The sequence below is a fragment of the Nitratireductor aestuarii genome, from assembly GCF_014641695.1.
In the GTDB taxonomy this organism is placed as follows: Bacteria; Pseudomonadota; Alphaproteobacteria; order Rhizobiales; family Rhizobiaceae; genus Chelativorans; species Chelativorans aestuarii.
Genome location: NZ_BMIF01000001.1, coordinates 550,558 through 576,042, shown reverse-complemented (window position 1 = coordinate 576,042; position 25,485 = coordinate 550,558). Strand labels below are relative to the sequence as shown.

The 25,485-nt window shown below is 62.0% G+C and carries 12 protein-coding genes; 9 read left to right on the top strand and 3 right to left on the bottom strand.

All coding sequences use genetic code 11. The annotated features are described in order from the left end of the window. The first annotated feature begins 54 nt into the window (after positions 1 to 54). Genes IEX27_RS02730 through IEX27_RS02710 form a run of 5 tightly spaced genes read left to right on the top strand, consistent with a single transcriptional unit; the run spans position 55 to position 5,712 of the window. Positions 55 to 921, top strand: coding sequence for a branched-chain amino acid ABC transporter permease (locus tag IEX27_RS02730; RefSeq protein WP_188719385.1), 867 nt, complete (start codon positions 55 to 57; stop codon positions 919 to 921). Beyond that, entirely contained in the window at positions 918 to 1,901 is a 984-nt protein-coding gene (locus tag IEX27_RS02725; protein WP_188719384.1) for a branched-chain amino acid ABC transporter permease, read from the top strand. The genes IEX27_RS02730 and IEX27_RS02725 overlap by 4 nt, the downstream gene beginning before the upstream one ends. Then, on the top strand, positions 1,898 to 2,629 hold the full coding sequence (locus IEX27_RS02720) for an ABC transporter ATP-binding protein (RefSeq protein WP_188719383.1): 732 nt from the start codon (positions 1,898 to 1,900) through the stop codon (positions 2,627 to 2,629). Before IEX27_RS02725 ends, IEX27_RS02720 begins: the two co-directional genes overlap by 4 nt. Continuing rightward, entirely contained in the window at positions 2,622 to 4,214 is a 1,593-nt protein-coding gene (locus IEX27_RS21600; RefSeq protein ID WP_188719382.1) for an ABC transporter ATP-binding protein, read from the top strand. The genes IEX27_RS02720 and IEX27_RS21600 overlap by 8 nt, the downstream gene beginning before the upstream one ends. Before the next feature lie 37 nt (positions 4,215 to 4,251). Continuing rightward, complete coding sequence (locus tag IEX27_RS02710; RefSeq protein WP_188719381.1) at positions 4,252 to 5,712, top strand: aldehyde dehydrogenase family protein; 1,461 nt, start codon at positions 4,252 to 4,254, stop codon at positions 5,710 to 5,712. 569 nt (positions 5,713 to 6,281) lie between these two features. Here the strand turns inward: IEX27_RS02710 and IEX27_RS02705 are convergent. Then, positions 6,282 to 7,394 carry an NAD(P)-binding domain-containing protein gene (locus IEX27_RS02705; protein WP_188719380.1) on the bottom strand — a complete coding sequence of 371 codons (1,113 nt, stop codon included), beginning with the start codon at positions 7,392 to 7,394 and terminating at the stop codon, positions 6,282 to 6,284. A 40-nt stretch (positions 7,395 to 7,434) separates the two neighbouring features. Next, entirely contained in the window at positions 7,435 to 7,605 is a 171-nt protein-coding gene (locus IEX27_RS02700) for a hypothetical protein (protein WP_188719595.1), read from the bottom strand. Between the two features lie 239 nt (positions 7,606 to 7,844). Between IEX27_RS02700 and IEX27_RS02695 the strand changes: the two genes are divergently transcribed. Continuing rightward, positions 7,845 to 8,459 (top strand): nuclear transport factor 2 family protein, encoded by a 615-nt coding sequence (locus tag IEX27_RS02695; protein ID WP_188719379.1) that lies wholly within the window; start codon positions 7,845 to 7,847, stop codon positions 8,457 to 8,459. A gap of 98 nt (positions 8,460 to 8,557) precedes the next feature. Here IEX27_RS02695 and IEX27_RS02690 read toward each other — a convergent pair whose 3' ends face one another. Next, complete coding sequence (locus IEX27_RS02690) at positions 8,558 to 8,728, bottom strand: hypothetical protein (RefSeq protein ID WP_188719378.1); 171 nt, start codon at positions 8,726 to 8,728, stop codon at positions 8,558 to 8,560. Positions 8,729 to 9,049: 321 nt separating this feature from the next. Here IEX27_RS02690 and IEX27_RS02685 point away from each other — a divergent pair, with 321 nt between their 5' ends. The 3 genes from IEX27_RS02685 to IEX27_RS02675 all read left to right on the top strand — a co-directional run bounded on the left by IEX27_RS02685 (position 9,050) and on the right by IEX27_RS02675 (position 25,477). Beyond that, positions 9,050 to 10,945: a DEAD/DEAH box helicase gene (locus tag IEX27_RS02685; RefSeq protein ID WP_188719377.1), complete on the top strand. Its 1,896-nt coding sequence runs from the start codon at positions 9,050 to 9,052 to the stop codon at positions 10,943 to 10,945. 164 nt (positions 10,946 to 11,109) lie between these two features. Then, a complete protein-coding gene (locus tag IEX27_RS02680) occupies positions 11,110 to 11,754 on the top strand; it encodes a hypothetical protein (protein ID WP_188719376.1) in 645 nt (214 codons plus the stop codon). A 607-nt stretch (positions 11,755 to 12,361) separates the two neighbouring features. After that, positions 12,362 to 25,477: a hypothetical protein gene (locus IEX27_RS02675; RefSeq protein WP_188719375.1), complete on the top strand. Its 13,116-nt coding sequence runs from the start codon at positions 12,362 to 12,364 to the stop codon at positions 25,475 to 25,477. Positions 25,478 to 25,485 lie beyond the last annotated feature (8 nt).

Here is a 25,485-nt window from a genome sequence, read left to right as displayed (position 1 = left end):
AACACGCTGGCGCGGTTCCAAGCCGCGCCGGCAGCCTATCGGTAGACGTGTTCCATGCAGATTCTTGTTACCGGCATATTGCTGAGCGGTACCTATGCGCTGATCGCGCTCGGCCTCACGCTGCAGTACGGCGTCGCGCGCATCATGAACATCGCCAATGGTGAGACGCTCGTTGCCGGCTGTTTCATCGCGTTCTGGCTCTATGTTTCCTTCACGATCAACCCGATACTGGGGCTCTTCGTCATTGCGCCGCTCGCCTTTGTGTTGAACTGGCTGATCTATGAGGTTGCCCTGCGCCCCCTCGTCAGGCGTGCGAAGAACCGTGGCCAGCTGGAGGTGGATTCCATTCTGGCAACCTTCGGCCTGATGTTCCTGCTGCAGGGCCTGATGCTTCTGGCTTTTGGCGGCGAGTACGTAAACTACCAGTTTCTGGCCGAGCGCTTCATGCTGTTCGGCTCCGCCTATGGCCTGAACCGCGTTGTAGCCTTTTGTGCTGCGGTGGTGATCGCAGGCGCGCTCTACTTCTTCCTCTACCATACACGGCAGGGCACGGCAGTCCGCGCCGTCGCGGCTGATCCCGCGTCTGCGAACCTCGTGGCAATCGATGTGGCGAAGACCTCGGCCATGGCCTTTGCGCTGGGTGGCGCCCTGACGGCCTGCGGCGGAGCGCTGCTCTCGACCTTCTACACCTTCAATGCCGCCATGGGCATTGCCTTCACCATGAAGGCGCTGATCATCGTGATCATGGGAGGCGTCGGCGATGTGCGTGGCGCGGTGCTCGCCGCCCTCATGCTGGGCGTGGCTGAAACGGCGGTCGCAAGCCTGATCGATCCGGGGCTCACCATCGCCGCGACCTATGCGCTGTTCATACTGGTCCTGCTGGTCAGGCCGCAGGGTCTCTTTGGAAGGCGCACCACATGAGTCCATTGCCTTTCAACCTGACACAAGAGGAGCTTAGGGCCGGTGCCGTAGGGGCCGCGCTTGTGATCGTAGCGGCACTTCTCCCGGTGTTCGATCAGGCCTATTACTTGGCGCTTGGCGTCAACATCATGCTCTATGCGGCGCTATGCACCGCCTGGACGCTGTTTTCCGGCCCGACGCATTACATTTCCCTCGCGTCTGCCGCCTTCTTTGGGCTCGGCACTTATTCGGTGGGTCTGGGCATCGACCATCTGCCGTTCCCGCTGCTGGTGCTGATCGGCGCCGGCTGCGGCGCTGTCCTCGCAGGCATTGTCGGCGTGGCGACGCTCCGGCTTTCCGGCGTTTATTTCGTGATCTTCACCCTCGGTCTGGCTGAGCTGGTGCGCCAGCTGGTGAGCTGGGGCCAGTCGAAGATTACGACGCGCATGGGCCTCTATGTCTTCACGGATTTTACCGAGAAGCACATCTTCTGGATGCTGCTGGCGCTGACGGTGCTGGTCTTCATCACCGGCTGGCTCATCAACCGCTCGCGGCTGGGCTTTGCCATGCAGGTGATTGGCAACGACGAGACCGTGGCGCGCCATGTCGGGATCGATACGGCGCGGGCGAAGATCATCCTCTTCATGATCTCGGGCGCCTTCATCGGCATCGCGGGGGCAATCTGCGCACCGCGCTATGCGTATATCCAGCCGAACTCCGCCTTCAACCCGACCATCTCGTTTCTCGTCGTCATCATGGCGCTGCTCGGCGGAACCAAGCGGCTGTGGGGACCGCTGGTGGGCGTCATCCCGTTCACGATCCTTATGGACTTTGTGACGGCGAAATTTCCTAACCACACATCCATCGTGATGGGCATCGCCTTCCTTGCGATCGTCTACTTCATTCCGAACGGCGTGACGGGGCTGATCGAGCAGGCGCGGACGAAGCTGCGGAGCCGCATGGGTGCGCCCGCAGTCAAGCCCGGGGAGGTGCAGCCATGAGCATGCCTGCACTTTCCGTGCGCGTGGCGCGCAAGACTTTTGGGGGCTTGGTCGCCGTCAATGACGTATCCTTCGATGTGCGGCAGGGCGAGCTTTTGGGCCTGATCGGCCCGAATGGGTCGGGCAAGACGACGCTGCTCAACCTCATTTCCGGAGCGCTGAAACCTTCAGGCGGCGAGATCCTGTTGGGCGGGCAACCCATTGGGGGGCTCGCTGCGCATCACATCGCTCAAAAGGGCGTGGCGCGGACCTTCCAGCTTGTCCGCGTCCTACCGTCGCTCGATGCCGAACAGAACGTGATGGCTGGCGCGGTGTTCGGCCATCGGCGCACCTGGGGGGCTGAAGCGCGCGCGTTGGCGCGCGAGCTGCTCCACCGTGTGGGTCTTGGCGGCCGCGAGCACGTGCCGGTGTCGGCCATGACCTACATCGACCAGAAGCGGATCGAGCTCGCCCGGGCGCTGGCGTCCGATCCGCGCGTGCTGTTGCTGGACGAGTGGCTGGCTGGCCTCAATCCCACGGAGCTCCAGGTCGGCATCAGCCTGATTGATGAGCTGCGGCGCGAGGGGCGCACGATCATCATGGTCGAGCATGTCATGGATGCGATCCGTACGCTCTGCGACCGCTGCGTGGTGATGTCGAGCGGGGTGAAGATTGCCGAGGGCAGGGTGGAAGATGCCCTGTCCGAGCCGGAAGTAGTGCGCGCTTACCTGGGGGACGAGGATGCTTGAAGTCAGTGACCTCGCCGTAAGCTACGGCCGCCATCAGGCGCTCGACGGCGTCAACCTTCGGGTGGAGAAGGGCGAGATCTGCGTCATCCTCGGCGCGAACGGCGCGGGCAAGTCGACGCTGCTCAAGGCCATCGCCGGCATGGTGCGCGCCGGGCGCGGTTCTGTGGTGATGAATGGCCGCAACATTTCCGGCATGAAGGCGCACCGGATCGTGGAAGAAGGCATCGCACTGGTGCCGGAAGGCCGCGGCATTTTCGGTGAGCTGACGGTGGCCGAAAACCTGCAGCTTGGCTCCTATGCGGCGCGTGCGCGCTCTCACGAAGCTGCCATGTTGTCAGAGGTATACCGGCTCTTTCCCCGTCTTGCCGAACGCAAGCGTCAGGTGGTTCGCACCATGTCGGGCGGTGAGCAGCAGATGGTTGCCATCGGCCGCGCGCTGATGTCGAGGCCAGAGATCCTGATGCTGGACGAGCCGTCGCTCGGCCTCTCGCCCTTGCTGACGCAGGAGCTCTTTCGCGCGCTGAAGGAAGTGGCGGAGACGGGCGTCGGCATCCTTCTGGTTGAGCAGAACGCCCGCCAAAGCCTGAAGATTTCCGATCGGGGCTACCTGATCGAGAACGGCCATGTGACGGGTGAAAGTTCCGCCGAGGCCATGATGAACAATCCTGACGTCATCAACGCCTATCTGGGTGGCGTCGGATCGAAGGATGCGGGCAAGCCCAGGCCGCAGGGCTGGATTTCGGCCACGGTCCAGGAGGGGCTTGGCGCGTTTGAACGGGCAGTCGAACAGCTCGCCATACGGGCTGGCCGGATCCAGGCGCTGTTCATCCGTGCGCTTCGGCGTGAACGTCCTATTCCTTCCGCATTCGTCGGCCTCTATGATCCTTCGAAGGAGGAGCCGCCCATGAACATCGCCGTGGAAAGGCCTGTGCCGATTGTCTCGGCAGACGCCCGTGCGCTCAGCGCCCGCGCCGGAGAATTTGCCGACCGCGCATCGCGTCGGCTGGCGCTGCACATGGCGGCTTGTCGTGGAGGGCAAAGCGCTCCCGTATCGCCGGACGCGCGTGAGATCAGCAATCGCGCCAGCGATCTTGCCCAGCAGGCGGCGGAGCGTCTTTCCGCACACATGGCAAAGCAGCGGAAGCCAGAGCTGCAAGACGCGGAAGAGCAGGATAAGTTCGAAGACGAACTCTCCAATCCGCTCATCGGCCACAACAGCCGCTTTGCCGAAGAGGAGGATGAACCCGCAGCGGAAGAGCCGAAGCCGGTGCCCAACGGCCACTGGTCGGTTGCAGATGGCATCGGGGCTCTGGTGGCTGAGCTTTCGGCGAAGCAGTCGGAGCAATGGCAGGCGCGAACCCGCAACAAAACCGCCTGGCCGGTCAGCGATGGCATCGCATCGCTCGTCGCCGAGGCTGCGGGCCAGCAGAAGGTGTCGAATGCCCTGCGGGGGAAGGATCTGACGGCCTATTCGGTGAAATCCGGGAGCTGGCCTGTGACCGGCAACATCGTGATGTTGATCGAGCAGGCGACGCACGAGCAGTCTAGTCCCGCCAAGCAGGCGGACGATGCCAAATCGAAATGAAAATGTTTCTGTGTGAGTAGCACTAGGAGGAAAAATCATGGCCCGCGTATTCGAAGGCATGTACATCGGTGGCAGCTGGTCTGCCGCCAAGAAGACATTCAAGGATCTGAACCCCGCCGACGGATCCGTCTGGGCTGAAGTGCCGGATTCCGGCCGTGCGGAAACGGCTGCGGCCATCGAGGCTGCACAGGCGGCATTCCCCGAATGGTCGAAACTGCCGTTTTCAAAGCGCGCGCACTATCTCCACAAGGCGGCCGAGATCTGGGAGCGCCGTCGTATGGAGATCGTCGACGCCATTCAGGCGGAAGGCGGCGGCTGGTTCGGCAAGGGCATGTTCGAAACAGGCTATGTGGTGGAAGTCTTCCATGCCGCCGCTGCCTCGGTCTGGCAGTCGACAGGCGAGGTGCTGCCCTCGGAATATGGCAAGGTCTCCATGGCCGTCCGCCGCCCGATGGGCGTCGTCTCCGTCATCAGCCCGTGGAACTTCCCGTGCATTCTGTCCGCGCGCGGCTTCCTCTTCCCGCTTGCAGCCGGCAACACCATCGTGCTGAAGCCCTCGGAAGAGACACCCTACCTGGGGGGGCTGCTATTTGCAGAGATCTTCGAGGAGGCGGGGCTGCCCAAGGGCGTCTTCAACGTCGTTACCTGCTCGCGCGACAACGTGATGGAGGTGGGCGACGAGCTGATCGAGCATCCCTACGTGAAGGGTATCTCCTTCACCGGCTCGACGGCCGTCGGTCGCCAGATCGCCGCCAAGGCCGGCGCGCATCTGAAGAAGTGCTGCGTCGAGCTCGGCGGCAAGGATTCGCTGATCGTGCTGGATGATGCCGAGATGGAGCGCGCAACCCAGGCGGCGAACTTCGGCTCCTTCATGCATCAGGGTCAGATCTGCATGGCGGTCGAGAAGGTGCTCGTGCACGAGAATATCTTTGACGATTTCCTCAAGCGTTTTGTGGAGCGCGCAGCCAAGCTCAAGGTGGGCGATCCGACCAAGAGCAAGGACCATATCATTGGCCCGCTCATCAACAACAAGCAGGTGGGCAAGGTCAAGGAACAGCTGGAAGACGCGATCGCCAAGGGCGCCAAGGTGGTGCTCGGCGGCAAGATCGAGGGACGTTACGTCGAGCCGACGATCCTGACGGGTGTCACCCCCGCCATGAAGATCTACCAGGAAGAGACCTTTGGACCTGTCGTCCCGGTAATCCCATTCCGCACAGACGAGGAGGCCATCCAGATCTCCAACGATACTGAGTACGGTCTGTCCGCGGGTGTGTTCTCGCAGAACGAGGCGAGGGCGCTTGCCATCGTCAACCAGCTGGACACCGGCAATTGCCACGTGAACTGCTCGTCCGTGAACGACGAGCCGCACGTGCCTTTCGGCGGCATCAAGGCTTCCGGTCTGGGCAAGCACGGCGGGCGCTGGTCGCTGGAAACGTTCACGGAGACCCGCTGGATCACACTCGATCGCGGCGGACGTCCGTTCCCGCCTGTGTTCTAAACTGCTTGCTGCAAGCAAAGGGCCGGCGCTTGGCCGGCCCATTTCTAGAGCCGCTCAGGTCCTGCCATGCAGGTGAACAGCTTTATCTCCTGATCCAGCAGCGTATCAGACGTTAGACAGCCTCAAGTGCTGCATGCCTTCCTGTGAAGGCTACCGGCGGGACTTTTTTCCGGATTTCGCGACAGCCTCGCCGGGAAGTTCCTCCTCTCCCTCGAAGCTCGCGTAGAGGTGCTCGGGAACACCTTTGGGTGCATCATACGCCTTCATGCACCACGGACAGCGGCGGGCGGCGGAAGGACGGGGCCCTGCACACGAGTGACAGAACCTGGCTAACATAGAAACCTCCACATTCAGGCGTGCCGGGTCATGCCGGTCACGGAAGAACGATCAATATATGCCGCCGGTTAGACGGCGCTCCTCTTGCGTGTGGCTGTTGCGGGACTGGTAAACCCGTCGCTGGCACACACGCTATGCAAGTCGGCTAATAAAGTGGCGAAATGATGCCTGATTGGCATAGTTACTATGGACATAATGTCCCCGCTGCCGGTTATATACAGAAGCTGTAACCGTTAATCCGCGCTCGTATTCGCTTTCAGGCCCAAATGGGATGCCAGTTCGCGCACGGCTACACCGCCGGCACGGTTGGCGCCAATGGTCGAGGCGGAAGGTCCGTAGCCTACGAGGTGTATGCGCGGATCCTTGGCGACCTGGGTGGCAAGGCGACCGGTCATGGTGATTCCGCCGTCCTCGTTGCGCAGCTGCAGGGGCGCGAGATGATCGAGCGAGCTGCGGAAGCCGGTGCACCAGAGAATGACGTCGGCCTTCATCTCGGAGCCGTCTTCCCAGCGCACGCCATGTTCGGTGATCTCGGTGAACATTGGCAGGCGGCTGAGCACGCCGCGTTCGCGCATCGCGTCGATCGCCGGTGATTTGGGTATGCCCGTCACGGAAACAACGCTGCTTGGCGGCAGACCCTGCCGCACACGCTCTTCCACCTTGGCGACGGCGGCCCGACCCAGTTCCGGTGTGAAGGACTGGTCCAGAAACTGCGGTTCACGCCGCGTCACCCAGGTGGTGGTCGTAACCCGCGAAATCTCGTCCAGCAGCTGTATCGCGGAGACGCCACCGCCGACAATGACGACGTGCTTGCCTCTAAACGCATCGGCAGTGCGATAGTCCCTGGTGTGCAGTTGCAGCCCCTGGAAACGTTCAGCGCCTGCAACTTCCGGGATGTACGGCGTTTCCCACGTGCCGGTCGCGTTTATGATGCCGCGAGCGGAAAAAAGGCCCTTGTCAGATTCGACGCGGAGCCGTTCTCCCCGGTCGCAAACCACCTGCACGTGGGCGGGACGCAGCACGCGCAGGTCGAACTTCTTCTCATAGGCGGCAAAGTAGGCCGGGACGGCGCTCGATGCCTGAACATCGGTGGAGGTGACATCGATCGCTTCCGTGAGCCCCAGGCCCGGAAGGTCGTGGATCTTGTTCACCGTGGATAGCGTGAGCGACGGCCACCGGTGCTGCCAGGCGCCGCCCGGCTGTGGCGCGTGATCGAGGACCAGAAAATCGCGCCACGGCGAAAGACCGAGCCTGCGCAGATGATACGCCGCCGACAATCCAGCCTGTCCGGCGCCGATAACGACGATGCCGATCTTCAGGAGGGTGACGGGGGCGCTATTGCTCACCTGCCTAGCTCATTGCCTTACCACGCGGATTTTGGCGGGATCACTCGTGCTCGTCGAGCGTGTTCTCGACTGCTGCGATGTTGAGCTCGAGCTGAGCGATCCGCTCCAGGCGGTTTCCGGCCGGGATCTGGCCAAGGGCAGCGGCCTCTTCGAGCAGCTTGCGCTGCTCCTCACGCATGGCGTTGGCGACTGTTTCGAGTTTCTTCTGCATGGTCTTCTCTATCGCGAAAGGCGTTGGTGCACCCTTAGAACATTTTTCCGGCGAAGGGAAACCGTCAGCGGATATGAAAATATACGGTGGGTGTTCCCGATGACTATTGCAACATCGTGAAAGCTATCGCTGCCGAATACTTGTGCGGCTGCCTATTTTCTCATCGCTCAAACCAGATTGACAGTTTTTTGGCGCGGCGACACAGTTGAAGCGGGCTGATTGAATCAAGGAGAACTTGAATGCGTAGAGGGGTTACCGCAATTGCGCTGCTGATGGCGCTTTCCGTAAACGCGTCTGCAGGCGAAGTACGCGGCAATGTTACATTCAATGGCCCGCTGGAGCCTGAGGGATCGGCCCGCGCGACGATGCAGAACCTGGTATTCGACGTGGCTTCGGCCTGGGCCAATTGCGATCGCGACGCCATGAAGAACGCGATGGCTGATGATGTTGATTTTTCCTATCCGACAAGCCGGGTGCAGGGGCTCGATGCCGTACTGGCTGATCTCGATGCCTTCTGTAATGCCGCCAAGGATACGAGCATCTATTTCCCGGCTGATGCCTTCTTCATTGATGAGGCGGCCGGGCGAGTCGCTGCCGAAGTCCAGTTCCGCACTTTTCAGCGGGGCAACAGGCAGGTCGTAAATGACGTCTGGGTCGCGCACGTAGAGGACGGCAAGATCACGGTCATCAAGGAATATCTCGACGGCCGCGTGAAGGATCTTCAGGCGCTGGGCGTTCTGGAACTCGAAGAAGATCCGGAAATGCTGACGCCATGGCCGCCGCGCACGGCAGAATGGAAGGACTGCTTCCCGATCGTGAAGGCTGCGCCGACGAACAGCTGCCCGGCGAAATAGTGCACTGGAAGAGCAGGCAGGCCGCCTTATGGGGGCCGTCTTCCAACCGAAAAAGGGACCGAAAGCTGAAGCGCTCGGTCCCTTGATATTCTTGGGTCTTACTTTTCTTCGATCAGGATATTTTCGATCGCAGCGATGTTCAGTTCCAGATAGGCGATACGCTGGAGCGCATTTCCGGCAGGTATACGGCCGCTCTCTGCTGCGTCTTCCAGCAGCCTACGCTGCTCGTCACGCATCAATTGGGCGAGGTTTTCGAGTTTGTTCTGCATGACCATTACATTCGGGCTAGATATGCTGATATCTTAAGAGCGGCTTTTGGCCTCTTGAGCAAGCCCAAACTGCCAAGCATCTCGAATCTTTCGTCAGCTAACCGCGAAAGTCTTAAGATCTGGCTTCCAGCCGCGACATTGACTTGTCAAATCATGGTCTGGCGGATGGCAGTTGGACCACTGATGCGGCTGAAAAGCCCGGGGCAGAATCACTGATCTGCTTTGACATTGGCCTTCAGAGTAAATAGGAACAGCGCAACATTTGCTGCGCGCGTCGCAGCTTTCCGCACGCTGATGTGCGAACTCCGAAAGTGAAGTTTTATGACTGATACCCATGCCGCTGTTCCTGCGCTTGCGCGAGCGTTGGCAAAACGCGGCTACGATACGCTTACCCCAGTCCAGGAAGCGATGCTCGATCCCGCGCTGATCTATTCCGATGCACTGGTTTCCGCCCAGACAGGCTCCGGCAAGACGGTGGCCTTCGGCCTCGCCATGGCGCCGACGCTGCTTGAGGAGAGTGAAGTCTTCGGCCGGGCGGCGACGCCGGATGCCGTCATCATCGCTCCGACGCGCGAGCTGGCGCTGCAGGTGAAGCGCGAACTCGAATGGCTCTATGAAGAGACGGGCGCAGTGATCGCAAGCTGCGTCGGCGGCATGGACATCCGTACCGAACGCCGTACGCTGGAACGTGGGGCCCATATTGTTGTAGGCACGCCGGGGCGTCTCTGCGACCATATCCGCCGCAATGCGCTCGATATCTCTGCGCTGAAGGTCGTTGTGCTGGACGAAGCCGACGAGATGCTCGACCTGGGCTTCCGCGAGGATCTGGAGTTCATCCTGGAGGAAGCGCCGGTTGAACGGCGCACCCTGATGTTCTCGGCTACGGTGCCTGCTGCCATCGCCAAGCTCGCCAAGCAGTACCAGCGCGATGCCATCCGCATCAAGACTGAGTCCGAGCGCAAGCAGCACGTCGACATCGAATACCGTGCGTTGATGGTTGCCGGTTCGGATCGCGAGCACGCCATCTTCAACGTTCTGCGCTACTACGAAGCGCCGACGGCAATCGTCTTCTGCTCGACCCGCGCAGCGGTGAACCATCTCACGGCGCGCTTCAACAACCGCAATGTTGCCGTTGTGGCTCTTTCCGGCGAGCTGTCGCAGACCGAGCGCAACCACGCGCTGCAGGCCATGCGCGATGGCCGCGCCCGCGTCTGTATCGCCACCGACGTCGCGGCACGCGGCATCGACCTGCCTGGCCTCGATCTGGTCATCCATGCCGACCTGCCGACGAATTCGGAAACGCTGCTTCATCGCAGCGGCCGTACGGGCCGCGCAGGGCGCAAGGGCATCAGCACGCTGATCGTGCCGACCAGCCAGCGTCGCAAGGCTGAACGCCTGTTGGGTGGCGCAGGCATCACCGCTGTGTGGGCGCATCCGCCTTCAGCGGACGAAGTACTGCGCCGTGATGACGAGCGGCTGCTCGCCGATCCGATCCTGCAGGAGGAAACCCGCGAGGAAGAACAGGCGCTTATTCAGACGCTGGTTGAGACGCACGGGGCCGACAAGCTCGCGGCTGCCTTCATCCGGCTTTACCGCACGAAGCATTCGGCGCCTGAAGAGCTCATCGAGGTGTCGCTTGGCTATCCAGACCGCAAGGCGCGCGCCGAGGGCGAAGGTGCTGCCCGCCGCGCCCCCCGCGAAAGCTTCGGACCATCCGTCTGGTTTTCGGTGTCTGTCGGTCGCAAGCAGAATGCAGAGCCGCGTTGGCTGATCCCGATGCTCTGCCGCAACGGCAATCTTTCCAAGGCCGAGATTGGCGCAATCCGCATGCAGGCGGATGAGACATTCGTCGAAATCGCTGCCGATCACGTCGATACGTTCATGCAGGCGCTCGGCAAGAACATGACGCTGGAGCGCGGCATCACCGTGCGTCAGCTTGAGGGCCCGCCGGATCTCACGCGCCGGTCAGAACCAAAGCCCTACCGGAAAAAGTTCGATGATCGCCCGTCGGACGACCGCCCGCGCGGCGAGTATCGTGGACGCGAAGAAGGCCGTGACGAGCGTCCGAGCCGCGGCTATCGCGACGATCAGGGCTCCGCGAAGCCCCGCAAGCGCGCCAGCCATGCGGATGGCCCGGCTCGGGACGATGCCGCGGCGGCCAAACCCTTCCGCAAGAAGGAAAAGCCAGGAAAGCGCGAGCGGGATACCCGCCGATAAGCACTCCAGGAAAAGCCCGCGAAAATCATCGCGGGCTTTTTTGTATGAGTGACAGTATACGGTGTCAGGCAGTACAATCCTGCTATGTCACATTGAGCACAGGTATATTGCTGGCTTTGATCTAGTAGATATCCAATATTGCTATCATCGAATTGGATATCTTCATGGACGTTCTGAATATTCAAGGATATCGGGGGAACGGTTCTCTTTCCCTGAACGCTCTTGAGACGCTGCGTGAGAAGGCGGTGAAGGGCCAGGACATCGGTTTGTTCGAGAAACTGTGGGACAAGATCAAGGATCGCTTTCTGGGAACCCATATCGGGGAGGCCAAGTCGCTGCTCTTGTCTATCCTTTCAGACAACACACCCGGTCCCGAGCGGCTGACCAACTTCCGCAAGCTCCAGCGCCTTGAGCGCCCTTGCTCCAATCCGGCGCTGGTCGAACTGGCGCAGACTGATGGCGCGTCGATCCGGATCATGGCAAGCCGCGGCGGTCATGTTGAGGCACGGCGCTCGGTTTGTCTCTATGAGTGTTTCATCCCGCTGCCGATGCAAAAGCAGGCCCTGGATCTTGAATGGGACCAGGACGCAGGCGCCTTTGTTGGTACGGGCTTGCCATGGCTCGGCTCTGCGATGGAGGACGACACGCTCTCGTTGTTCGACGGGTCATCGCTTCCAGGCACCTGTCCGGGCGAAGTGGAGCTTGCATCAGATGTGCCCAGCGCAGAGGAATATGGACCGGAGCCGCTGCGCACAGAGCTCTGGATGTCCGCACCGAATACCTCTTTTTATCGACTGCTTGAGGTCTGACGGACGAAAGCATCCGCAGGTCGCAATTTCGCGCGTAAGTTGAGTAGGCTCGGTCTGGCGACCGGGCCTCTTTCATTTTGTGCCTGAGCTTGTTTTCAGCCTGTGCCGAGCTCCAGAAGTCATGCAGTGCAGCGTTGCTTTGAAGCTCGCGGGTGTCACTTGCGCGCCAACCGCCATAGGCAACCCTCAACAAATCGAAAGGGTTACGCCCTGCCTCACGGGCGAATCAGATGTTGCCTGCCTAGTCTATCGGCGTTGGAACCTTCTTCCACTCTTTTACTGTTCCTCGTGGCCTCTTCCTAGCCGGAAATCTGTCGCTCAGTTGGGGGGATACGAGGTGGACAACCTGCGCATCTACCACAACTGGGTGTTGTGATTATAGTTAATAACTGTAATCTCAATTAACTAGAGGGGCTGCGTGGGGAGTCTACGCATGGGAACGGTGGCAGGCTTGGCCGATGCCGCGCAGCGAACTGCTGCCGGTTTTATACGAAGAGTTCTCGCGCGCAGCACCGGAGGGCCAGGTGGCTTTCTCCATTCTCTCGGTTTCATTCCCCTTTTGGCGATCGCAATCGCCCTTTTTTTCGCCTTTTGCAGCTCTGAAGTGTTGGCAGATGATCCCCCGCCGGCTCCTTCAGCCACTTCCCAGGTGGGTGCGCAAGTCACCAATCCGATAACCAACACGGCAACGACGGTCGCGGCGCTGATCGTCGATCCGGTCGGAACGCCCACAGCGGGCAATACAGCCTTCGTCAGGACCGACGACGGTTACGTGTTCCTGGTCAAAACGGTTGGTGAGAAATTCTACAATAGCGACAATCCCCCGCTTGAATTTCAAATTACCGCGATTTCAAACGGCGATGCGATTGTCGCAAATGCGCTCGCCGCTGCACCGATTTCATTTGCGCTGGGCCAGACCACGGTCGAGTTCAACAACGGCTTTGCCGGCGCCGATACGCCAGGATCCGTCACACCGCCAGAGGAGGTGGTGGGCGCCGACGGGGTCAAGCAGGTTGTTTACGGCAACAACGGTAGCAACGGCCGGGATGGCGCGTTGGTGGTGCCGCCGAACTCTGGCGGTGATGGAGCCGCTGGTCCCCTAAACGAAAAAACACTGACGCAGAACGTCAATACCAGTACAAAAATCGGGTGGGAAATCGGCAGCGTTGGGGGCAACGGTGGTAGTGGTGGCGACTCCTATTTAAGCTTCTGGGACGGGCGTGATGGCGGCGACGGAGGGGCGGGTGGCCGCGTCATCGCCACTCAAGCACAGTCCAGCACTATTCAGACCACGGGTGACAACCATCACGGCGTTTTTGCCTATAGCCGCAGCGGCAAGGCAGGTAACGGCGGCAGCGGGTTTGCCGCGCCCGGAGGTGGTACCGGAGGCCATTCTTCGGATGGTGGCCGTGTTACGGTCAATCAATATGGCGGGATATTTACAAACGGCACCAATGCTCACGGCATATACGCACTCAGCGTAAGCAACAACGGCGGCAACGGCGGGTCACAGTGGGGACTCGTCGGGCAGGCGGGAAACGGCGGCTATGGTGGTAACGGCGGTCAGGTGGACGTCAATACGTTTGCCGGCGCAGGGATACTAACCGAAGGAAGATTTTCTCACGGCATCCTGGCACAATCGATCGGCGGTACGGGCGGTTCGGCCGGAACGAGCGGTAATCTGCTGGTCTCGCTCATTGGGGCGGCTGACAATGGCGGCAACGGTGGTGCAGTCAACGTTTCGCATGGCGGCGCCATCGAAACGCGTGGTTATGCATCGCGTGGCATTGTCGCGCAGTCGATCGGCGGCGGCGGCGGCGAAGGCGGAGCGGCTGCCGGGCTTGTTGCTCTGGCGATGGGTGGTGTTGGGTCGAACGGCGGATCCGGCGGTGCAGTATCAGTCCAGATTAGCGGCACAGGATCGATCGTTACCGGAGGCAAGTTTGGCGACGGCGTCCTGGCGCAGTCGATCGGCGGTTCCGGCGGTGAGGGGGCGCAGGCATCCGGTCTGATCAGCGTCGGCGGCAACGGTTCCAAAGGTGGCGATGGTTCGACCGTATCCGTCAGCAACTTCGGTTACATCGAAACGCGAGGCGAAGCAGCACGAGGCATCGTTGCTCAGTCGATTGGCGGTGGCGGAGGTGATGGCGGTAACACGGGCGGCATGGTCGCCGTGGGAGGTAGTGGCGCAGCTGGCGGCAAGGGCTCTACAGTCAACGTAACCAACGATGGTATCATAAGGACGCGCGGCAGCGATGCGATGGGCATTCTCGCGCAGTCGATTGGCGGTGGCGGCGGCAATGGCAGTTCCGCTGGAGCGGTTGGCGCCTTTGCCGGCGTTGCAATTGGCGGCACGGGCGGTGGGGGCGGAGCCGGTGGGACGGTCAACGTCACCCTGTCCGATACCGATACCAGTTACGCTTCCCTAATTGAAACCATTGGCGATCGCTCAACCGGGGTTTTCGCGCAATCGGTTGGCGGCGGCGGCGGCAATGGTGGCGGCGCCGTCAGTGTAGCCGCAGGCGCGTTTGGCGCTGCCTCGATATCAGTCGGCGGCGAAGCGGGAGATGGCGGCGCGGGCGGCACTGTCATCCTGACAGGCCAGGGCGATGCATCCGTCCAGACCGGCGGCGAAGATGCAGCAGGCATTCTTCTCCAGTCCATCGGCGGTGGCGGTGGTAATGGTGGGTACGCAATTTCCGCGGCCGCCTCGGCAGGACCTGTAAACGCATCATTGGCCGTTGGCGTCGGTGGTTCCGGCGGCAAGGGTGGCGTCGGTGGCGAAGTGCGCGTCGGCACGTTGGACGGGAACGGCAATCTCCTGGCGCCGGGCTTCTCCGGCGACGTTCTGACAACCGGTACCCGCTCTGCCGGCATGATCTTCCAGTCGGTCGGCGGCGGTGGTGGCAATGGCGGTCTGTCCGTTGCTGCTTCTGGTGGTGGGTCTGTCCTGTTCTCCGGCAATGTTTCCGTTGGCGTCGGCGGCTCTGGCGGCGACGGCGGTCAGGGTGGTCGTGTTCGCGTCTATACCGATGCCAATGTCACCACCACGGGCAGCCATTCCGTTGGCCTCCTGGCTCAATCCGTTGGCGGCGGCGGCGGTAACGGTGGCGGCAGCATTGCCGCCGGTTTCTCTGCAGCTGCTGGCAATGCAGTCAGCATCAATGTCGGCGTCGGCGGCAGCGGGGCGGCCGGGAGTGCTGGCGGCGCTGTCGATCTGATCGCGTCAGGCGATCTCATCCGTACCACGAACCAATTCTCTACAGGTATTATTGCGCAGTCCATCGGTGGTGGTGGTGGTAATGGCGGTTACACCGTTGCCGCCGGCGGTGCCGGTGGAGGGGTGAGCGCGGGGGCCGTCAATGTAGGCGTTGGTGGTAGCGCTGGCGGTGGCGGTGCTGGCGGAGCGGTCAACGCCCGAATAAACGCGGCCGTTCTCACGGAAAAGGATGACTCCGGCGCAATACTGATTCAGTCAGTGGGTGGCGGCGGCGGTAATGGCGGCTTCTCGGTAGCAGCCGGTGCAGCCGGCGGCGGCACAGGCGCGGGCGCTGTTTCGGTAGGGCTCGGCGGCTCTGGCGGCGCCGGCGGCGCCGGAGGCGCAGTCATTGCAGCGATCAACGGCGACGTGTTGACCAAAGGCGAGCGTTCCTCCGGTGTGGTTGTTCAATCGATTGGCGGCGGTGGCGGTAACGGCGGATTCTCCGTATCGGGCACGCTGACGGGCGCGGGCTCGGCAAGCGGGGCTGTTTCAGTCGGCCTTGGTGGCTCCGGCGGCACGGGCGGAGTTGGCGGGACGGTCCTTGCAACAGTCGACGGCGATGTGACAACCGAGAAATCCGATTCAACTGCCATCCTTGCGCAGTCGGTCGGCGGTGGCGGCGGTAACGGTGGGTTCAACGTCTCCGGGACAATTAGCGGATCGGGAGCGAGCAGCGGTGCAATTAGCGTCGGCCTTGGCGGCGGCGGCGGATTTGGAGGCGACGCGGGGACCGTGACGCTCACCAACAACGGTTCTGTTTCGACATCGGGCGCTCGCTCGTCGGGTGTCGTGGCACAGTCAATCGGCGGCGGTGGCGGCAATGGCGGCTTCAATGTCTCGGGAACCATCAGCGGATCGGGCGCCAGCGCCGGCAGCATCAGCGTCGGCCTTGGCGGCAGCGGAGCCGGAGGTGGCGACGCCGGAGCGGTGAATGCAATCTCGACGGGCCGGATCCTGACCACGGGGAATTCGTCCTCTGGTTTCGTCGCGCAGTCGATTGGCGGCGGTGGCGGCAACGGTGGTTTCGATGTCAGCGCGGCCCTGTCCTTCGGGGGTGCCGGATCGGGTTCGATCGGTGTAGGCCTGGGCGGCAGTGGTGCTGGCGGAGGTGACGGCTCAACCGTTACAGCCCGCACCGAGGCCTTTGTAGAGACCCGTGGCAACGCCTCGATCGGCATCCTTGCCCAGTCGGTTGGGGGCGGCGGCGGCAGTGGCGGTTTCAATGTCACCCCAACTGTCTCCGGATCGAGCGCTGGCGCCGGCGCCATTTCTGTCGGTCTTGGTGGAAGTGGTGCTGGTGGTGGCGACGGCGGTGCCGTCGACCTGACGGTCAAAAACAGCGTGGTGACCAGGGGTGCGCAATCGGCAGCTGTCGTGGCACAGTCAATTGGCGGCGGCGGCGGCAGTGGCGGTTTCAATGTTTCCGTCGCAGGTACTGGAGCAGGAGCAGGGTCCGGCGCGATCGGCGTGGGCATCGGCGGGCGGGGTGGAACCGGAGGCAATGGCGGGACGGTCACCAGCAACGTAGCCGGCAATCTTCTGACCATTGGCGCCGACTCAACCGGTCTCCTCGTGCAATCCGTCGGTGGTGGTGGCGGTAATGGCGGGATGAATGTCTCGGCAGCCGTAGCAATGTCACAAGCCGGAGCGTTCGGCGCTTCCGTGGGCCTCGGTGGCACGGGCGGCGGTGGCGGTGACGCCGGCGACGTAGAGTCCGAGCTCGTCGGCAATGTTGCAACGGTTGGCAAGGGTTCCTCCGGCGTTGTGGTGCAGTCGCTGGGCGGCGGTGGCGGCAATGGCGGTCTCAATGTTTCCGGCACGGTGACGGCTTCCACCACGAGTTCCGGCGGCGTCTCGGTCGGTATCGGCGGCAGCGGCGGTGACGGGGGTAACGCGGGAAAGGCTGAAAGCACCATCGAAGGCAACGTGCTGACCGTTAGCGACAATTCAGGCGGTGTTCTTGTCCAGTCGGCCGGCGGTGGGGGTGGAAACGGCGGTATCAGCGTTTCCGGCGCGGTGAACCTCAGCAGCAGCGGTGGCGGTGCAATTGCGGTCGGGCTTGGCGGAAGCGGCGGCGGTGGTGGCGACGCTTCCACGGCGGTCAGCCGGATGACTGGCAATGTCATGACGATAGGCGCCGATGCATCGGCATTCACGGTGCAGTCCGTTGGCGGAGGCGGCGGCAATGGCGGTCTCAACGTCAGCGGTGCGATCAGCCTTGCTGGAACCGGTTCTGCAGCGGTGGGCGTCGGCATTGGTGGATTCGGTGGCGATGGTGGCAATGCCGCAGACGTCGAAGGTATTTTAGCCGGTGATGTCCGCACCTTTGGCGACCGTTCGAGCGGCGTCGTCGTGCAATCGCTGGGCGGCGGCGGCGGCAATGGTGGCCTTAACGTTACCGGTACAATCAGCTTTGCGGGCGAGGGCAGCGGTTCCGTCGGCTTCGGCCTCGGCGGAATGGGTGGCTCGGGCGGCAATGCTGGAACCGCGTTTGGTGACGTCAAAGGCACCATTGCGACACGGGGCGAAGATGCAACCGCGGTCCTGGTCCAGTCACTGGGCGGTGGTGGCGGCAACGGCGGTCTCAATGTCACCGGCGCGGTCAGTTTTGGCGGAAAGAAGTCGGGTGCGGCCGCGATCGGCGTCGGTGGTTTTGGTGGTGACGGTGGCTATGCCAGCGATGTAACCGGTATCTTTGCCGGCGAAGTCCTGACCACGGGCGACCGTTCGGCCGGCGTTGTGGCGCAAAGCCTTGGCGGCGGCGGCGGCAACGGCGGGATCAACATCTCAGCCGGGCTGTCGGTCGCGAAGGATTACTCGGGTGCATTGGGCCTCGGCATCGGCGGCTTTGCAGGTGGCGGCGGTGTAGCCGGATCAGTTGATCATAAGGTTGCCGGCTATGTGCAGACCGAGGGGCACGAGTCCGTCGGCATCCTCACCCAAAGCCTTGGCGGTGGTGGTGGCAACGGTGGTCTTAACGTGACCGGCGTTGTGTCCCTGGAGCGCCACACGGGTGCGGCTGTGGGACTTGGTGTTGGCGGCTTCGGTGGAGATGGCGCTGATGCGGGCGCCCTGACTGCGTCCAACGTTACCGGGGGGGTCTTTACCTTCGGGAACCGGAGTTCGGCGATCGTTACGCAGAGCCTGGGTGGCGGCGGCGGCAATGGCGGCATCAACGTTTCCGGTGCCGTAAATCTTTCCCAGGAAAACGGTGGAGCTGCCACGCTCGGCCTTGGAGGCTTCGGCGGCGGTGGCGGCAACGGCGGGGCCGTCGAAAGCATCGTTCGTGTAGCAGACGACGACAGCATCACCACGCGCGGCGACCGAAGTATGGCGGTGCTTGCGCAATCGGTCGGCGGTGGCGGCGGCACAGGCGGAGTGAACGTCAGCGGTTCCGTCAATCTTACCGGAAAGGGCGGGGCAGCTGTCGCGCTGGGAGTCGGTGGCTTCGGCGGCGCGGGCGGCGATGCCAGTTCTGTGACGCTGGATGTGATCGGCTCGGTCAATACTTTCGGCGATCGGTCCCATGGCCTCATGGCCCAGAGCCTCGGCGGCGGCGGTGGCGTCGGCGGCACCAACATTTCAGGCGCGCTCGCACTGGAAAAGCCGAGTGGATCTGAATCGATCTTCTCAATCGCTGCAGGTGTGGGCGGTTTCGGCGGCGGCGGCGGCGATGCCGGTGCGGTCAGCGTCTCCTACAGCGGTACCCTGATCGCGTTGCCGCGCACCATCGACGGCGACGAGGTCACGATCAAGCAGACCAAGGGTGCAAACGGTCTCGTCGCCCAGTCGATCGGCGGCGGCGGCGGCGAGGGTGGGCTCAACGTCAGCGCCGGCCTTGCCATCAGCAGCAAGCCGGGCGCGGGTCAAACCGAATCCAAGTCCTACGGTGTTCTGGTGGGCGTCGGTGGTTTCGGCGGGGTTGGCGGCGATGCTTCGACCGTTGATGTAGACGTCGCTGAAGGGAGCTTCATTCGGGCGCATGGCACCGGACGCTCCGGCATTCTGGCGCAGTCGGTTGGCGGCGGCGGCGGCAATGGTGGCCTGAACGTCAGCGGTGGCCTGGTCTCAGACACATCGTTGATCGTCGGCGTTGGCGGCATGGGCGGCAATGCGGGGCGTGCGGGCGACGTGACCGTCACCGCGCGCGCCGACATTGAAGTAACCACAGATCCCGCGAATCTGGTGGCTCCTGATGATGAGGAGAGCTTCGAGGAGAAGCTGCGGGATATCTTTGGTGACGCCATCATCGATGACATGGAAGAGATGGTGGAATCGAAAGGCCTGAAGACGCTTCTTGTTGATCTCGGCATGTTCAAGAGCGAGGAGATGCCCGAGACCGAGGGTTCAGCTGGCGTGCTGGCACAATCCATCGGCGGCGGCGGCGGCAATGGCGGCCTGAACGTTTCCGGCGGCGTCGCGATCAACAAGGACGGCAAGGTTCCCTCGATCACCTTCGGTATCGGCGGCTTTGGCGGCGCGGGAAGTGTGTCCGGCGACGTCATGGTTGATCACGCCGGAACCATCGTTGTCGAAGGAAACTGGAAGCACGGCATCCTTGCCCAGTCGATTGCGGGGGGCGGCGGCAATGGCGCGCTGAACGTGACCGGGCAGTTCAACTGGGGCAGTTCTGAAAGCACCGGTGGCGCAACGGATCTCAGCGTTGTCGCAGGACTTGGTGGCCACGGCGGCGTGGGCGCAGACGCAGGAGACGTCGAGGTCATTTCCACTGGCGACATCTTCACGCGAGGTTATCACGCCCGTGGCATCTTCGCCCAGTCGGTGGGCGGAGGCGGTGGTACAGGCGGCATGAACATCGCGGCTGTGGGCACCAAGGACAGCACCCCCGTGGCGATTGGAATCGGCGGGTTCGGGGTGAGCGGCGGTGATGCCGGGAACGTGCGTGTCGTTCGCGGAACTGAGCTTCAGTCTGCTGGCATGATATATACTGACGGCATCGGCGCCCATGGCATTGAGGCCAGCAGTATCGGTGGCGGTGGCGGTGATGCCGGCATCAATGCCGCTATCGGCATCAGCAAGACAACAGGATCGGGTAGCAACGGCGGTTCAAAGGACGACCGCAAGGACGTGGTGCACGACGGCGTCGACGCCAAAGTGGGCAGCAACATAACCGACAAGGTCGACAGTGTTGATTCACCAGATGACGGTGGCAGTGGTGGCGGCGACAAGAAGACGGTGAATGGCGCGGTGATCGCCATTGGTGGTTCTGCCGGCAATGCTGGGAATGGCGGTGATGTAGACGTTGAGCACTTCGGCAACATCGTTACGGTTCAAGACGGCAGTTCCGGTGTCTTTGCACAGTCGGTTGGCGGTGGCGGCGGCAACGCCGTCCTCAGCCTCGGCCTGATAGCAGCTACCGGTGATTCATCCGACAACAAGGCCTTTGGCCTGGCCATCGGCGGCGGTACGGGAGACGGGGGCAACGGCGGCAAGGTCAATCTTGCCAATGTTGGAGACGTCGTCACCCTGGGCGACGACTCTCATGGTATATTCGCGCAGTCCATCGGCGGTGGCGGCGGGAATGCCGGCTACAACTTCCTGCGGACAGGCACTGACGGCGGCAACGTCAACATCAAGATCGGCCGGGTCGGCGGGATCGGCGGGAGTGCTGGCGATGTTTTCGCCAGCAGCAACGGCGATGTCATAACGAATGGGGCACGCTCCCACGGCCTCTTTGCGCAGTCGATCGGCAACGGCGGCGGCAACTCCTCCTTGGTATCAGTGTCGCTGACAGCTGCTGCAGAGGAAGAAGGAAAAGACGGAGATACCTACGCTGTAAAAGTAGGTCTTCAAGGTGGTGAAGGTGGTTCCGCCGGGAATGTTACGGCCGAGGCCGCGGGTCTTCTCTATACGCTTGGTGATGATTCCTATGGCGTCTTCGCGCAGTCGGTCGGCGGCGGCGGCGGCAATGCCGGGCGCGTTGGCGGGACGGCAGGCACGGGAACATCTTTCTCAGTAAACATTGGCGGTGAAGGCGGAACAGGCGGAACGTCGGGTGATGTCGAAGTCACAAGTGTGGCTCGTGTCGGGACGGAAGGCGCCCGTGCGATCGGAATCTTTGCGCAGTCCGTAGGCGGTGCAGGCGGCACCGGCAGCGTGATCAAGGGCGGCACCAGTGCCCTTGTCGGTACGGTGCAGACCATCAAGGGATCGGAAACAGGCACAACAACTGACATCAATATCGGCGGTTCCGGCGGTACCGGAATGACGTCAGGTGACGTCACGGTCCATAGCGGCGGTGAAGTATCCACCCTGGGAGACAACGCCCACGGCATCCTTGCCCAGTCCATCGGCGGTGGCGGCGGTATGAGCGGGGCAATCAAGAATGTTGTCGTCAACGTTCGGTCGACTGTTGCAAGCAATTCCACGATGTCGATCGGTGGTAGCGGCGGAGAGGGAGCCGCATCCGGCGACGTCAAGGTAACCAACGATAGCTGGGTCAGCACGGCAGGGAAGCAGGCGGCCGGCATCTATGCCCAGTCGGTTGGTGGTGGTGGCGGTGACGCCCAGCAGATTGCCAATATCATCAATGGTCGCACCGCAGACAACAGCGCCCGCAATGCGCTTATGATCGGCGGTTCTGGTGGAACGGGTGGAACCGCCGGCGCCGTGGAAGTCATCAATGGTGCTGATGCAGTCATATTCACCGAGGGCGAACAGAGCCATGGCATCTTTGCCCAATCAGTGGGTGGTGGTGGCGGCAGCGGGTCTGACATTGAATCGATCATGGCGATCAGTGGGGCTGACAGTCAGGCAAACACCAAGCGTAGCCTGCAACTTGGCCTCGGTGGCTCGGGCGGTACAGGCGGCACGGGCGGGACCGTCAAGGTTCAAAACGACGGTACCATCGTAACGTTGGGAGACCGGGCGCATGGGATCATAGCGCAATCGGTCGGCGGTGGTGGCGGCAATGGCGGCCAATCCATCTTTGGGTCCACCGGCTTGAGGAATGGTAACGGTTCCGATCCCACCATGGCACTAATGATCGGCGGCGAGGGCGGATCCGGCAATGCTGCGGGCAATGTGACCGTCACCAATACCGGTATTATCGATGTCAGCGGTGCCGGATCTTACGGCATATTGGCCCAATCCGTTGGTGGCGGCGGCGGCAATGGCGGAATGGCCGCATCACTTTCCCTTGCGGGGCTGGTCGAGCAGGCAAAGGGTACGTCCTATGCCAGGCTCGCGGTAGGTGGTGCAGGTGGCGATGGCTCCAATGGTGGAGATGTAACCGTCAATCACAGCGGCACAATCTATGTCCGCGGCGAAAATGCTTACGGCATCTTCGCTCAATCCGTGGGCGGTGGAGGTGGTAATGCCGGCCTATCGATCTCGACCCCCGCGGTGATGGCGGCGGATTACACGATTTCCACTTTGCTTGGAGCTCGTGAGGGTTCCAACGGAACGGCGGGAACCGTCGAGGTCAACAGCACTGGCGACATACTCGTCACGGGCGCCGGCAGCCAGGCAATCTTCAGCCAGTCGGTGAACGGTGGTGGCGGCAATGTGGAGACGTTCCTCGACTTTGCCGCGGTGACAGATGCCCCAGGATCCGAACCCAATCGCGGCATCATCCTCACCAGCATAATGCAGCTGGGCGGTGACGCCGTGAACGGCATGTTCGGCAGTGACATCCTGCAGCAGCACACAGGCGAGATCGCAACCACTTCCGACCGCTCTTCGGGAATGATGCTGCAGAGCATTGGCGGCGGCGGCGGCAATGCAACGACGATCGTGAAGGGCAATGGTGGAACGGCGTCCATTTCGGCAATGCTGGGGGCCATCAACACCAGCGATGCGGCGGGCGGCAATCTGGCCGCGAGCCGGACTGGCGCTGTAACGACGCTCGGCCATCTGTCGAGCGGAGGAACATTCCAGTCGATCGGCGGCGGCGGTGGCCGGCTCGTTGTCGTAGGCGACCCGGAGGCGGGTGGATATAGTACCGCCAGTATTACTCTCGGCGCTGATCCCTCCTTCTTGAACGCGGGCGGCAATGTAGAGCTGGAGCTCAGTGGTGACCTCAATACCGACGGAGACCATTCCAGTGGGCAGATCGTTCAATCCATCGGCGCCGGTGGAGGAGAAAGCTATATTGTAGGGTTGGATCAGGTGACTGTTACATTGGGCGCCACTGACGGGTCGTCGGGCGATGGTGGTCACATCGCCTTGTCGAACACGGGGAACACCGCGACAAGAGGAAGGCTGTCCCACGGGTTCGTGATCCAGAGCATTGGCGGCGGCGGTGGGCTCGTTGGCACGGATTTGGATGCCTCTGCCATCGATTTAATCCTGTCCACGGACAACGCCGGTGACGGCGGTGACATCGAGTTCACCAACGAAGGCTATGTCGTCGTGACCGGCGATGATGCCGTGGGCGTGTTGGTCCAGAGCCTCGGCGGTGGCGGCGGTTCAGTTGACGCCCTCTACCGCAACACGGCGGGCGGCGATGGACGCGGCGGCAGTATTGCCCTTAACCTGACGGGTAACATTCTGGCGGTCGGCAACCGCGGCATCGCCGTCATGGCACAATCCGCTGGCTCCGGTGGTGGCGACAACATCGATATAGCGCTCGATGGGGTGATCATCGGTGGTAGTGAGGATGAGGATGATCCCAATGGAGCCGGTGCTGCCGGCAGCACGGCGGGTCCCGCTGCCATCGTGATGGATGGTGGCGCCGACAACTCACTTTCACTCTCTGCTGACAGCTTCCTCATGGCGTTCAACAACCGCATCATAAGCGGCGGGAGTGGATCCGATCATGTGTTCCTGCATGGACGGGCAGTAGGCGACATTCACCTGGGCGGCGGCGTGAACGAGATGACTGTGTCGGAGGGCGCTGCCTTTTACGCACAGGATCAGGTGGACCTGGGAGCAGAGGGCCTGCTGCACATCGATGGGCACTTGTATCTGGGTGGTGTGGCTTACCTGGCAGACAGCAGTCTGACGAAAGAAACACAGGCGTCAGAGTTTCAGGTCACCAGCAATGTCAGCCAGACGACCATGCTGAACGGGTCGATCAGCTTTGGCAGCGCCGCGACCTACACGCCGGATGTCTACTTCCTCCAAAGCGGCGCCGCCGGTGGAGACAGCGACCTCATCATTGCAACGGAAGACGCGACGATATCCGGTACAGTACGTCCCGTGCTGCACAGGCTCGATCGGGCGCTGCCTCTGGTGTTGATCGATGCGGGCGGCCTGACTGCCGATCTTGGAACGCAGGTAATCGGTACGCCGGTCATGAGCTACTCGATCGGCCTCAATGGTCCGACCGGTGATGGCAGCACGATCGATCTGGTGCCTACGGCTGACTTCCAGATGTCGGGCATGAACCGAAACCAGACCCTGGCGGCACAGCACATCAACCGTGTTCTGACCGGCCAAGGGTCTAGCGCAATGGGACCAATGTTTGCGTTGATCGCCAATATGGAGAACAGTGAGCAGGTGGTTCATGCCGTCGACCAGCTGATGTCGGAGGACTATGCGGCCACTCAGGTGGATGCGCTTTATTCAGGCTATCGGTTCACACGCACCATGGCGGATTGCGGTTACAACAATTTCGCCGCTCTGGTCGAAGACAATAGAAGCTGTCTGTGGATCAATGGCGGCGTAAGCTCGGTCGAACGCCAACCATCCTTCGAGTATCGCAGCCTGGGCACCCGTGCCGTAGCCTTCACCGGTGGCGTCCGCATGCCGATCAACGACAATCTCTATGTCGGTTTCGGCGCTCGCGTTGAAGATTTCAAGCTGACCAGTGGCGATTATTTCTCTGCGGAAGGGAAGCGGTTTGGAATGGGCGTGTCGCTGACGAAATATCAGGGGCCATGGGAGGTTTATGGTATTCTCGATGGAAGCACGGCCCACTACGAAACGCAGCGCTTTATCGACATCGCCGGCAGGTTGCCTGGTGGAGACGCTGTTATCGGCGGTTTGGCCTATGCGAAGCAGCACGTCGGCCAAGCCAATCTCCGGCTGGGCACAGCCTACCGGTTCCAGTCAGAGGACAGCCCGGCCTATCTCAAGCCTTCGCTGTATTTCGACGCCAGCTATCTCTACTCCGGTGCGGGTTCCGAAAGGAACACTGCCTACGGTCTGGATCTGTACAGAACCCGTCAGTGGATTGTGACCGCCACACCATCGCTGGAACTGGGTATCGGGATGCAGCCGACGGAGACAATCGGGTTGCAGGCGTTTGTTCGCGGTGGGGTGAGCTTTGCCAGCAAGGATGATGTTTTTGTGAACGCGTCCTTTGTTGGTACGGATTCATCAGACGGCGTCTTCCGCAACTACAGTCAGATCGGCGATATAACCGGACGGCTGAATGCTGGTCTGACACTTTTTTCCAAGGATGACACCGCGCGTCTGACCTTGGGTTACGAAGGCCAGTGGACCAAGGATACAGTGGGCCACACGGCGACTGCTAATTTCAGTCTGCGCTTTTAGGGGGAAGT